Raw genomic sequence first — 12,141 nt, forward strand, 5'->3', positions numbered from 1 at the left:
AGACTCGAAGTCTCCCGGAGAGTGTCAGATTTTTTGTGTGCGGGCTGGTAATGGCCTGCCGTTAGGCAGGCCTTCATTTCACCAGTTTGACCTGATGAATCGATCTCCGTACAAAACCGCAAACTGATTCATAGCGTTTTTCCAGTCATGGGCTGCACTGCCCCAGTTGGCGGTGATGTTTTGCAGTGCCAGCCAGATCAGTTTTGTCGCGGCTTCATCGGTTGGAAAGTGGCCTCTTGTCTTGATGATCTTGCGCAGCTGCGAGTTGATACTCTCGATGGCATTGGTGGTGTAGATCACCTTTCGTATGGCTGGCGGGAACACAAAGAACGGGATGACTCGATCCCAGGCGCGTCGCCAGGCTGCAACCACCGTTGGATATTGCTTGCCCCAAGGGCCCGATTCGAAGGCATCCAGAGCTTGCTCGGCGACGTCAGCGTTGAGTGCTTGATAAATCGGTTTCAGGGCCTTGGCCAGCTCACGACGCTTGTCCCATGCTGCGTAATCAAGGCTGTTGCGGATCAGGTGCACGATGCATGTCTGCAACGCCGTCTGAGGGAACACTGCACTCAAGGCTTCAGGCATGCCTTTGAGACCGTCCGTTACCGCGATCAGGACATCTTCGACCCCCCGGGTTTTGAGGTCATTGAAGACTTTCATCCAGAATTTGGCGCCCTCTGTGTTCTCAATCCAGATGCCCAGAATATCTCGAGTGCCGTCCGGTAGTACGCCCAGAGCCAGGTAAATCGCCTTGTTGCGAACCACGCCTTCATCACGGATTTTAACCCGCAGCGCATCGAAGAAAATGACCGGGTACATAGGTTCGAGTGGCCGTTGCTGCCACGTACTGACTTCCTCCAGAACAGCGTCGGTAACGGTGCTGATGAAGTCATGGGAGACGTCTGTTGCGTACTGCTCCGAGAGAAAGGCACGAATCTCGCGAACGCTCATGCCGCGGGCATACATGGCAATGATCTTGTCATCAAAGCCGGTAAAACGGCGCTCATGTTTGGGGATCAAAATCGGAGAAAAACTGCCGTCGCGGTCTCTGGGAATATCCAGGCGCAACGGGCCGTCATCGGTCAGCACGGTTTTTCCGCTCTTGCCGTTACGCTGGTTACTCGAATCCTCAGGGCGCTCCGCGCCCTGAGGATAGCCAAGATGAAGTCCTAACTCGGCACCAAGGGCACGTTCGATAAGCGCCTTTTTGAACGCCATCGCAGCATCCTGAATAGCTTCGGCACTCATCGACTCACTGAGGAACTGGTCGATCAGCTCTTTTGGAATGGACGGAAGGTCACGCTTGGCCTCACGGGCCGGTTTCTTTTTGGTTGGCATACATGCACCTCTGCAGCATGTTATGCCCGAACACAAAATTAATGACACTCCCGTCTCCCGCGCACAGCCGCCATAACAGAGTGCACACCATGAAGGTGCGCAAGCATACGTCATGAAAGCCACTTTTGCGCTTCTTGGGTCCCGGGGTTCCAATCCCGATCGCTGAATTGGCAGCGACCCACACAGGCTAGAGAGCGGACGTCCGACGGACAACCTGAAAACATTGTGGGAAGGTTCTGTATTTCCCACACAACCTTTAAACATCCCGAATCGAAATACACATCGTCATATCGAAATCCCACCCTGTAGGAGCTGCCGAAGGCTGCGATCTTTTGATTTTGATTTTTAAGATCAAGATCAAAAGATCGCAGCCTTCGGCAGCTCCTACAGGGGACCGCGTTTTGATCATTACGGGGCGGTCGCGTTTTGATTGGGGCAGATCAGCCACGTTGGCGGCATTCACCGGCCACGGTGTATTTGACGGTGTTGAGCTGGCCTTTCGAGTCTTCGTAGGTCATGACGGTGGGGACGACGGCGCAAGTCGCCCTCGGTTTGACGACACTCACCACTTTGACCACATCCAGCTTCATCCCGTACTCGTAATCCTTCACCACCGGCGGCGCTTTGCCTTGGTTGGCGGCGTACAACTCCATTGCCTTGGCGTTGGCGCTGAGGGCCTTGTCGAACGTGCGGTCACCGCCGCCTTCGGCCAGCACATTGAGCGACATCGACATCACCCCGACGAAGGTCATCCACTTGATCAACTTCATGTTCAATTCCTCCATAAAAAAGCCCGGCATCGATGCGCGATGACAGGCTTGTTCCAGCACGGCTGCGTTTACAGGTCTTGAGTCTTGTCGTCTTTCTTGTCGTTGACGACGACCGGGTCACGGGCCTGTTCCCGGGCGACGAACAGCTCTACAGAGCGGTCGTTGGCGGTCATCATTTTTTCGAAAGTGCGGTCGCCGCCACCTTCGGCCATGGCCAGGGAAGACATCACCAGAGCGGCTGCAAAGGCACTGATTTTTACCAATTTCATATTTGATTCCTCGTTTAAGTAGCTGACGGGATCAAGGTAACAATCCGAACCTATCGTGACGGTGGCGAAGGGATTACATATTCGTAATGTGTACGCAAATCGAAACCTGTAGGAGTGAGCCTGCTCGCGATGGCGGTGGGTCAGTCAATGCACATTTAACTGATAGACCGCTATCGCGAGCAGGCTCACTCCTACAAGGGATCACGGTTCGGCTGAGATGGGGTCCTCATCCCGACGATGGGCGAGTTGATAGAGGGCCGGCAAGATCAGCAGCGTGAGAATGGTCGAGGACAGAATCCCGCCAATCACCACCGTCGCCAAAGGCCGCTGCACCTCAGCACCCGTGCCGGTCGCCAGCGCCATCGGGATGAAGCCCAGGGACGCCACCAACGCCGTCATCAACACTGGCCGCAATCGCGTCAGTGCACCGACGTTGATCGCCTCAGTGAGCGACCGCCCCTCCTCGCGCAGATTGCGGATAAACGCGATCATCACCAGGCCGTTGAGTACCGCCACCCCGGACAACGCAATAAACCCGACGCCCGCCGAGATCGACAGCGGAATATCGCGCAGCCACAGCGCCATCACGCCCCCGGTCAACGCAAACGGAATCCCGGTAAACACCAGCAAGCCATCCTTCAGATTGTTGAACATCATGAACAACAGCCCGAACACCAGCAGCAACGCCACCGGCACTACGATCTGCAACCGCTTGGCCGCCGATTGCAGTTGCTCGAACTGCCCGCCCCAACTGGTCCAGTAACCGGCTGGCACCTGCACATCACGTTCGATCACTTCGCCCGCCTCTGCGACGAATGAACCGATATCGCGCCCGCGCACGTTGGCGCTGACGATCACCAGGCGCTTGCCGTTTTCGCGGCTGACCTGATTCGGCCCCAGCACCAGGTCGAGGCTGGCGACATCTTGCAGGGCGATGAAACCGATCTGATTGGCCGAGCCATTCACCGCTGGCACCGGAATCAAAAGCGCCGACAAGCCGTCGATGTCCTTGCGCATGGCATCGGACAAACGCACGACCATGTCGAAACGTCGGTCGCCCTCATACAACGTCCCGGCCTTGCGCCCACCCACTGCCACCGCAATCGTGTCCTGCACATCACCGACGTTGAGCCCGTAACGCGCCGCTTTGTCGCGATCGATGTTGATGGTCAGCACCGGCAATCCGGTGGTCTGCTCAACCTTCACTTCAGAGGCGCCGTTAACCTTCTGCATGGCCGCTGCAATCTTCGCCGCCGTGGCGTTGAGCACGTCCATGTCATCACCAAACACCTTGACTGCCACGTCACTGCGCACGCCGGAGATCAATTCGTTGAAGCGCAGTTGAATCGGCTGGGACAGCTCATAGTTGCTGCCCGGTAACGTTGCGGCCGCCGCTTGCAGTTCGACCATCAGGGTGTCGCGGGACTTGCCCGGGTCTGGCCATTGATCCTTGGGCTTGAGCATCACGTAGCTGTCGGAGATGTTCGGCGGCATCGGGTCGGAGGCGATTTCCGCAGTACCGGTGCGGGCGAATACGCGCTCGACTTCCGGTATTTTGGCCAGAATCAGGGTTTCCAGCCGCTGCTGCATGTCCACCGATTGCGTCAGGCTGGTACCCGGCACGCGCAAGGCTTGCAGGGCGAAATCGCCTTCACTGAGGCTCGGCACAAACTCGCTGCCCATGCGGCTGGTCAGCACGCCACTGAGCACAATCACGCCCAACGCCGCACCCACCGCAACGGCACGATGACTCATCACCCAAGCCAATGCCGGCGCATAGACGCGACGCGCGCCGCGCATCACCGCGCCCTCTTCTTCCTTGACCTTGCCAGTCACGAACAGCGCAATCGCCGCGGGAACAAACGTCACCGACAACAACATCGCGCCCAGCAGCGCGATGACCACGGTGAACGCCATGGGGTGGAACATTTTCCCTTCGACGCCGCTCAGGGCGAAGATCGGCAGGTACACGACCATGATGATCAATTGACCGAAAATCAGCGGTCGTCGCGCTTCTTTGGCTGCCGCAAACACTTCCTTGAAGCGCTCGCTTCGCGTCAGCAAGCGCCCATGGTGCTGCTGCGCGTGAGCCAGACGACGCAGAGTGTTTTCGACGATCACCACCGCGCCGTCGACAATAATCCCGAAGTCCAGCGCGCCGAGGCTCATCAGGTTGGCGCTGACCTTGTTGCTGAACATGCCGGTGAAGGTGAACAGCATCGACAACGGAATCACCATCGCCGTGATCAGCGCGGCGCGGATGTTGCCGAGGAACAGGAACAGGATCGCGATCACCAGAATCGCGCCTTCGATGAGGTTCTTTTTCACCGTGGCGATGGCTTTGTCGACCAGATGCGTGCGGTCGTAAACCGGCACAGCGATCACGCCTTGGGGCAAGGATTTGTTGATCTGTTCGAGCTTGCTGGCGACCGCTTGCGAGACGGTGCGGCTGTTCTCGCCGATCAGCATGAACACCGTGCCGAGCACCACTTCACGACCATTTTCGGTGGCCGCGCCGCTGCGCAATTCGCGGCCGATTTCGACGGTGGCGACGTTCTTGATGCGGATCGGCGTGCCGTCGACGTTGGCCATGACGATGTTGGCGATATCCTCGGTGCTCGCCACCTGCCCCGGAGCGCGAATCAGCAATTGCTCACCGCTGCGCTCGATGTAACCGGCGCCGACGTTGGCGTTGTTGCGCTCCAGCGCCGTGACCAGATCGGTGAGGGTCAGCTTGTACGCGGCCAGACGTTTCGGGTCCGGCGCAATCTGATATTCCTTGGCGAAGCCGCCGATGGTGTTGATCTCGGCCACACCCGGCACGTTGCGCAATTGCGGCTTGATGATCCAGTCCTGAATCACCCGCAGATCGGTCGGCGTGTACGGCGTGCCGTCGCCCTTCAGCGCGCCTTCCCGGGCCTCGACCGTCCACAGGAAAATCTCGCCGAGGCCGGTGGAAATCGGCCCCATGACGGCTTCCGCGCCTTCGGGCAATTGCTCCTTGGCGATCTGCAAACGCTCGTTGACCAATTGACGGGCGAAGAACAGGTCGGTGCCATCCTTGAAGATCACCGTGACTTGCGACAACCCCGAGCGCGACAGCGAGCGGGTCTGTTCCAGTGCCGGCAAACCGGCCATGGCGGTTTCAATCGGAAAGGTGATGCGCTGCTCGGTTTCCAGCGGTGAGAACCCGGCGGCGCCGGTGTTGATCTGCACCTGGACGTTGGTGATATCGGGCACGGCGTCGATCGGCAGTTTTTGATAACTGGCGATGCCGAGGCCGGCCATGAGCAGAACGGCGAGCAGCACGATGATGCGCTGCTCGATGGCAAACTGGATCAGGCGTTCGAACATGGGGACCTTCCAGAATTAATGACTGTGCTCGGCCGAGGCTTTGCCCAGTTCCGATTTGAGGACGAAGCTGCCGACGCTGGCGACTTGCGCGCCGGCCTCCAGGCCTTGGGTGATTTCCACCTGCCCCGCCGCGCGACTGCCCAGCTCCACTGCTTGCGCTTTGAAGCCGTCGTCGGTGCGTACGAACACCGTGGGTTTGTCCTCGACGGTCTGGACAGCGGTTTCCGGCACCGCGACTTTCGCCTCACGGTTGTCGGTGGCCACCCGCGCCGTGACGAACAGCCCCGGACGCCATGAGCCCTGCGGGTTTTCCAGCGTGACGCGCACCGTCGCGGTGCGGGTTTGTTCGCCAAGCAGACTGCCGACATAAGCCACGCTGCCGGTGACTTGCGCATTCAATTCCGGCGCGCTGACGGTGACGGTTTTGCCCACTTGCACCCTGGTCAAGTCTTTGGGCGAAACGCCGAACGTCACCCACACCCGCGACAAATCCGAGAGCGTGAAAGCCGCCGTGGTTTCATCGACCACCTCCCCCGGCGTCAGGTGCTTTTCCACCACGACACCATCGAACGGCGCACGCAGCTCGTAGCGATTGCCGCCGGTGGCAACCACGCTGCCGCTGAGTACGCTGATTTTTTGCCGGGCGTTGCTCACGGCGATTTCAGCTTCTTCCAGCGCTTGGCGCGCCTGAAGGAAATCCTGCTCGGCGGAGATCTTGTCTTGCCACAGCTTCTTCTCGCGCTCGTAGGTCGTGCGCGCCAGGGCCAAACGCCGTTGCGCGGCGGCTTGTTCGCTGCGCTGATCGGAGATCTGCTGACTGGCGATCACGGCCAGCAACTGGCCCTTTTTCACCGGTTGCCCGAGGTTGACCGCTACGGACTCGACTACGCCCGGCACGCGCGGCACCACGTGGGCGGTGCGGTCTTCGTCAAAGCGCACTTCGCCGGGGAACGGCAGGCCGAGGCTGATGTTCTGCGCCTGTGCCTGGGCCAGTTGAATGCCCGCAGCGGTGATCTGCTCGGTGCTCAACTCGATATGCCCTTCTTCGGCGTGATCGCCGTCAGCGGCTGCGCCTTCTTCAGCGTGATCGGCATGTTCGGCCGCTTCATCGGCGTGGGCGTCGATGGACGCATTGCCCGGCCACATCGAACCGATACCAATGCCTAATGCCAAGGTCGCTGCGGCGACCACAATCAGTTTTTTATCCATGGAAACTCCTCTGCGCCGTGCCATCGCGCAGTGATCAAAAAGATGAAATTCAAGGGTTGACGCTGAGGTCGCCGAAAATTCGTTCGATGCGCACACGGGCGTCGGTGGCTTCGCTGACAGCCTGGATGTATTGGCTGCGCGCGGCGATCAGCGTGCGCTGGGCATCGAGCACGTCGAGAAAACCGAACTTGCCCATTTCAAAGCCGCGCGTGGCGCTGTCCACCGCACGTTGCGCGGCGGGCAGGATGGTTTGGTTGAACGCAGTGATTTCCCCGTTGGCGGTCTGCCATTGCGCCAGCGTGGTCTGGGTTTCCGTGCGCAGACGCAGTTCGGTGGCGTTGCGCAGATCCCGCGCCTGATCGCTACGCCGCGCCGCCGCCAGCACGTTGCCCTGATTGCGGTTGAACAGTGGAATCGGCATCGACAGCCCGACCACATTGACCCGCTCGCGCTCGGTTTCGCTGTATTGGCTGCCGATGCTCACGGTCAGGTCGGGGATACGCTGAGATTTTTCCAGGCCCAGCGAGGCCTCACGCTGATCGATCTGCAATTTGGCCAGACGCAGTTCAGCAGTCTCGTTCAGACGCTCGAGCAAACGGGTCGGCGGCGGCACGGCAGCGAGGCTTTGCGTGGCTGCTTGTACATTTGTCGAGGTCGGCAACGGTGCGCCCATGACCTGCGCCAGTTGTTGATGGGCGTTGGCCTGATCACGTTCGGCGCGGCTCAGTTCCAGGCGTACTTCCGAGAGCTGCACCTGTGCCCGCGTGCCTTCGACGGGTGAGGATTTGCCGGCCTCGATCCGACCTTGTGCCACGCGCAAACCGTGCTCGGCCAATTGCAGCGACTGACGGGACAACTGCAAGCGCTGCTGCGCAGTCTGGGCGCTGTTGAACGCTTGAATCACATCGGCGCGCAAGGTGTTGCGCTTGCGCTCCAGCTCAATGCCGGCGGCGTCCTGCGCGCGGCTGGCGACGTCAATGCGCGCGCCGCGTTTGCCACCCAGTTCGATCGGCTGGCTGAGCATCACCGTCGTGGTGCGGGATTCGCGGCGCGTGTCTTCGGCCTCCCAGGAGACTTCGGGGTTGGGGATCAGCCCGGCCTGTTGACGGTCACCCTCGGCAATACCGATTTCCCACTGCGCGGCGGCCAGATCCGGATTGCCGGCGAATGCCGATTGCAGGGCTTGTTCGAGGGTCAGCGTCGAGGCACTCGCAAGACTGGTACTGGCCAACAACAAAATACCGCCGAGTATTTTTTTCAGGCGTGATCGCGCCGTCAGTTCTGTTAAACCGGGCAATGGAAGACTTCCTTTATTCAAGAAACTTTGATGCCGCCACGGTAGGGTTTTGAACTTATCGACAAGGTGACTGGAAGATTACAAATCCGTTATCCACGGTTGCAGGAAGTTGTTTTGCTCTAGCATGCGCAGTGCGCAACGCAACTATGCAATACATGGAAACAAATACACTGAAGTTATCTGCCGAACAGCACTTGCCTGAAAAGAGTTCTCATGAGGCGTGCCATTTTGACCTGCGGCAAGCTGCCGCAGTGGCTCTATTCAGGGCTTTATCGAGAGGTTTTTCGTTGACTCTGAAGCTACTACAGCCTTTACCTTGCACGTCTGCACGCACGGAAATCTCTGTAGGAATATTTTTAATCGTTAATAACATCCGTCCGGAAGCCCTTACAAAAACAATAACTTTCCCGGCCACCTTAATTAAATATCCATTAAATAAAAGTGGTGATAGATCATGCGAATCCTTGTGATCGAGGACGAGCTTAAAGCTGCCGAATACTTGCATCAGGGTTTGACCGAAAGTGGTTACATCGTCGACCACGCGGCCAACGGCGCCGATGGACTGCATCTGGCACAACAGCAGGCCTACGACCTGATTATTCTCGATGTGAATCTGCCGGAACTCGACGGCTGGGGCGTGCTGGAACAACTGCGCCGTACCCACGCCACGCGGGTGATGATGCTCACCGCGCGCGGGCGTCTGGCCGACAAGATTCGCGGTCTCGATTTGGGCGCCGACGACTATCTGGTCAAGCCGTTCGAGTTCCCCGAGTTGCTGGCACGGGTCCGTACACTGATGCGCCGCAGCGAAAACATCCCGGTGCCGCAGGTGCTGAAAGTCTCTGATCTGGAACTTGATCCCGGCCGCCATCGCGCGTTTCGCGGCGAGCAGCGCATTGACCTGACCACCAAGGAATTTGCCCTGTTGCATCTGTTGATGCGCCAGTCCGGCGAGGTGCTGACCCGCACGCAGATCATCTCGCTGGTGTGGGACATGAATTTCGACTGCGACACCAACGTCGTCGAGGTGTCGATCCGGCGGTTGCGGGCGAAGATCGACGACCCGTTCGACCACAAGTTGATCCACACCCTGCGCGGTGTCGGTTATGTGCTGGAGGCGCGCGAATGAAACCGGCCAGCCTATCGATGCGCCTGGGTTTGACGGTGAGTATTCTCGGCGCGCTGCTGGTGGTGTTTCTGGCGATCCTTGCGTATTTCGCCCTGACCCATGAACTCAATGCGCTTTCCAGAGACAGCTTGGAAAAGAAGGTGGAGCAAGTCGAACACAGCCTGTCGCTGTACGCCGATGCTGGTGAGATTCGCTCGAAACCGCATGTCTTGCTCGATCAGGTGATGGGCCATGACAACCTCACGTTGACCATTTACGACCGCGCCAATCTGCGTACGCCGCTGCTGAAATCCGGCTCGGGACTGGCCGATCCACGGGTTGAATTGAAAGCGGTTCGGGCCACCACCGAGCAGTTGAGCTACAGCGATAGCACTGATGCTGAAGGCGCAAAGTTTCTGACGGTGTCGAAGCTGATCCGTCTCAAGGATGGCAGCAGCGTTCCGGTGTTGCTGTCGATGGATAACGCTCACGATCAGGCCTTGCTCAGCGCCTATCTGCGCTCGACGCTGATTGCCTTGCCGTTGTTGCTGATCTTCATTGGCCTGACTGCCTGGGGCGCGGTGCAGCGCGGGCTGGCGCCGATGCGCGAGTTTCGCAAAGTGGCGGCGATGGTCTCGACTCAGGATCTGGATCATCGGCTTTCAGTGGTGAACATGCCGCAGGAACTCAGCGAATTGGCGCATGGCATCAACGTCATGCTGCATCGCCTCGATGCCGGTGTGCAGCAGTTGTCGCAGTTCTCGGATGATCTGGCCCATGAGTTGCGCACGCCGATCAACAACCTGATGGGCAAGGCGCAGGTGACGTTGTCTCGCGAGCGCACGACCGAGGAATACAAGGATGTGCTGGTGTCGTGCACTGAAGAGCTGGAGCGCGTGGCGCGGATTGTTTCGGACATGCTGTTTTTGGCGCAGGTCAGTCATCCATCGGCGTTGGCGCCGTTTGAGTCGGTAGCGCTGGAAGAGGAAGCGCTGAAGGTGGCGGAGATGTTTTCGCTGTCGGCGCAGGACAAGCAGATTCATTTGAATGTGCTTGGCAGCGCAGCAGTGATGGGCGATCGATTGATGATTCAGCGGGCGATTTCCAATCTGCTGTCCAACGCGCTTCGGCATTGCCCGGCCGGGAAAACCGTGACGTTGCTGATCGAGCAAGGCTCGGCGCAGACGTCACTGCTGGTCAGCAACCCCGGCGCGGGGATCGAGGCTCAACATCTGCCGCATCTGTTTGATCGCTTCTACCGCGTCGACAGCAGCCGCTCGCGCTCGCAGGGCAGCACCGGGTTGGGGCTGGCGATCGTGCGCTCGATCATGAGCCTGCATCAGGGCGTGGCCGACGTGAAGAGCCTGCCGGGGGCGATGACCGTGTTTCGCCTCGGGTTCCCTTCGGTGCCGCCCATGGCCCCATCGCTTGCAGGCAAGCTCCCACAGTGAGTTGCGGTGTACGCAGCGTTTTGTGCACGCCACAGAAACCTGTGGGAGTCTGGCTTGCCTGCGATGGCGGCGGGTCAGTCGATATTTTTGTACGATTTTTTACCGATTTGCTCCCGTCCCCACACAAACGCCGAAAGCTCTCGCCGCAACCTCCGTTTTGTCCTACAGCCAGTTTTGAGCAGATGGCTCTATGGTGGAGGCCTTGGCAGATGGAATACCGACGAGAGGCAAAAAATGAACAGGGATATCGTTTGCGAATGGGCTGAAGAGGTGTGTGGATTGGCAGCGCTGAAATATTTTGGCTATATTTGTCCAGAATACAGGAGTGAGCTGATGATCATCGTTCCGCTGGCTGAAGCCAAAAATAATTTATCCAAACTCGTCGATGATGCCGCTGCTGGCCAAGTCATCACGATTGCCAAGCATGGCCGGCCGATGGCTCGCCTCGTTCCCGTAGGAAAACCCAGCGCTCAACGTATTGGCGCAATGAAAGGCAAACTGGTGTTACCGGACGATTTCGACTCACCATTGCCCGATGACATGCTTGATGCATTTGAGGGCACTCAAGCATGAGGCTTCTGCTCGACACGCACATTTTGCTCTGGACGCTCAGTGATGACGCCAGACTGTCCGGCAAAGCCAGAAAACTGATTGAGAACGCCGCCGAAATCTACATCAGCGCCGCCACCTTCTGGGAAATGGCGATCAAGGTCGGGCTCGGCAAACTGAATGTTGATCTGGAAGAAGTCCGCCAATATTGTCTCGACAGTGGCTTTATCGAACTGCCAGTGACTGCAGAGCACGCCATCGCCGTGAAGGATCTTGAGCACCATCATCGCGATCCGTTTGACCGCATTATCGTGGCCACAGCAATGACCGAACCGATGAAGTTGCTCACAGCTGATGCTTTGGTTGCTCGGTACACCGATCTGGCTGTTTTAGTCTGACCACCTCCCCTGAACCTGTGGGAACCAGCCTGCTGACGACGGCGGCGGGTCAGTCGATAACAATGTTGAATGTCAGGACCGAATCGCTGGCAAGCCAGCTCCCACAGTGATCTGCGGCGTGCCCGGAGTTTGTGAACATCACAGAAAACTGTGGGAGCCTGGCTTGCCAGCGATGGCGGTGGGTCTGTCGATATCAATGTTGAATGTCAGACCGAATCGCTTGCAGGCAAGCTCCCACAGTGATCTGCGGCGTGCCCGGAGTTTGTGAACATCACAGAAAACTGTGGGAGCCTGGCTTGCCAGCGATGGCGGTGGGTCTGTCGATATCAATGTTGAATGTCAGACCGAATCGCTTGCAGGCAAGCTCCCACAGTGGTTTCGGGTGCACTCGGTATTTG

At 58.6% G+C, this 12,141-nt stretch carries 10 protein-coding genes; 4 read left to right on the forward strand and 6 right to left on the reverse strand.

Annotated features, from left to right (window positions below):
• Positions 1-78: 78 nt before the first annotated feature.
• The 6 genes from PSH79_RS17215 to PSH79_RS17240 all read right to left on the reverse strand — a co-directional run bounded on the left by PSH79_RS17215 (position 79) and on the right by PSH79_RS17240 (position 8,237).
• Positions 79-1,338, reverse strand: coding sequence for an IS256 family transposase (locus PSH79_RS17215; RefSeq protein ID WP_305444001.1), 1,260 nt, complete (start codon positions 1,336-1,338; stop codon positions 79-81).
• A 440-nt stretch (positions 1,339-1,778) separates the two neighbouring features.
• Positions 1,779-2,108, reverse strand: a complete 330-nt coding sequence (locus PSH79_RS17220; protein WP_305438615.1) for a DUF2790 domain-containing protein — start codon at positions 2,106-2,108, stop codon at positions 1,779-1,781.
• Between the two features lie 68 nt (positions 2,109-2,176).
• On the reverse strand, positions 2,177-2,377 hold the full coding sequence (locus PSH79_RS17225; RefSeq protein WP_305438617.1) for a co-regulatory protein PtrA N-terminal domain-containing protein: 201 nt from the start codon (positions 2,375-2,377) through the stop codon (positions 2,177-2,179).
• Between the two features lie 201 nt (positions 2,378-2,578).
• Positions 2,579-5,731 (reverse strand): CusA/CzcA family heavy metal efflux RND transporter, encoded by a 3,153-nt coding sequence (locus PSH79_RS17230; RefSeq protein ID WP_305438618.1) that lies wholly within the window; start codon positions 5,729-5,731, stop codon positions 2,579-2,581.
• Positions 5,732-5,746: 15 nt separating this feature from the next.
• Positions 5,747-6,940 (reverse strand): efflux RND transporter periplasmic adaptor subunit, encoded by a 1,194-nt coding sequence (locus tag PSH79_RS17235; RefSeq protein ID WP_305438619.1) that lies wholly within the window; start codon positions 6,938-6,940, stop codon positions 5,747-5,749.
• Positions 6,941-6,989: 49 nt separating this feature from the next.
• Positions 6,990-8,237 (reverse strand): TolC family protein, encoded by a 1,248-nt coding sequence (locus tag PSH79_RS17240; protein WP_305438620.1) that lies wholly within the window; start codon positions 8,235-8,237, stop codon positions 6,990-6,992.
• Between the two features lie 454 nt (positions 8,238-8,691).
• Here PSH79_RS17240 and PSH79_RS17245 point away from each other — a divergent pair, with 454 nt between their 5' ends.
• The 4 genes from PSH79_RS17245 to PSH79_RS17260 all read left to right on the forward strand — a co-directional run bounded on the left by PSH79_RS17245 (position 8,692) and on the right by PSH79_RS17260 (position 11,743).
• Positions 8,692-9,366: a heavy metal response regulator transcription factor gene (locus PSH79_RS17245; protein WP_305438621.1), complete on the forward strand. Its 675-nt coding sequence runs from the start codon at positions 8,692-8,694 to the stop codon at positions 9,364-9,366.
• Positions 9,363-10,796, forward strand: a complete 1,434-nt coding sequence (locus tag PSH79_RS17250) for a heavy metal sensor histidine kinase (RefSeq protein WP_305438622.1) — start codon at positions 9,363-9,365, stop codon at positions 10,794-10,796. Before PSH79_RS17245 ends, PSH79_RS17250 begins: the two co-directional genes overlap by 4 nt.
• Positions 10,797-11,030: 234 nt before the next feature.
• Positions 11,031-11,369, forward strand: coding sequence for a type II toxin-antitoxin system Phd/YefM family antitoxin (locus PSH79_RS17255; protein WP_305438623.1), 339 nt, complete (start codon positions 11,031-11,033; stop codon positions 11,367-11,369).
• On the forward strand, positions 11,366-11,743 hold the full coding sequence (locus PSH79_RS17260; protein ID WP_008083738.1) for a type II toxin-antitoxin system VapC family toxin: 378 nt from the start codon (positions 11,366-11,368) through the stop codon (positions 11,741-11,743). The genes PSH79_RS17255 and PSH79_RS17260 overlap by 4 nt, the downstream gene beginning before the upstream one ends.
• Positions 11,744-12,141 lie beyond the last annotated feature (398 nt).

Origin of the sequence: Pseudomonas sp. FP2196, from assembly GCF_030687715.1 — a bacterium.
Lineage (GTDB): Bacteria > Pseudomonadota > Gammaproteobacteria > Pseudomonadales > Pseudomonadaceae > Aquipseudomonas.

What these genes read in the sequence shown, in the direction of transcription:
- PSH79_RS17215 (WP_305444001.1), bottom strand. Translation starts at nt 1,338, where the DNA reads ATGCCAACCAAAAAGAAACCGGCCCGTGAGGCCAAGCGTGACCTTCCG.
- PSH79_RS17220 (WP_305438615.1), bottom strand. Translation starts at nt 2,108, where the DNA reads ATGAAGTTGATCAAGTGGATGACCTTCGTCGGGGTGATGTCGATGTCG.
- PSH79_RS17225 (WP_305438617.1), bottom strand. Translation starts at nt 2,377, where the DNA reads ATGAAATTGGTAAAAATCAGTGCCTTTGCAGCCGCTCTGGTGATGTCT.
- PSH79_RS17230 (WP_305438618.1), bottom strand. Translation starts at nt 5,731, where the DNA reads ATGTTCGAACGCCTGATCCAGTTTGCCATCGAGCAGCGCATCATCGTG.
- PSH79_RS17235 (WP_305438619.1), bottom strand. Translation starts at nt 6,940, where the DNA reads ATGGATAAAAAACTGATTGTGGTCGCCGCAGCGACCTTGGCATTAGGC.
- PSH79_RS17245 (WP_305438621.1), top strand. Translation starts at nt 8,692, where the DNA reads ATGCGAATCCTTGTGATCGAGGACGAGCTTAAAGCTGCCGAATACTTG.
- PSH79_RS17250 (WP_305438622.1), top strand. Translation starts at nt 9,363, where the DNA reads ATGAAACCGGCCAGCCTATCGATGCGCCTGGGTTTGACGGTGAGTATT.
- PSH79_RS17255 (WP_305438623.1), top strand. Translation starts at nt 11,031, where the DNA reads ATGAACAGGGATATCGTTTGCGAATGGGCTGAAGAGGTGTGTGGATTG.
- PSH79_RS17260 (WP_008083738.1), top strand. Translation starts at nt 11,366, where the DNA reads ATGAGGCTTCTGCTCGACACGCACATTTTGCTCTGGACGCTCAGTGAT.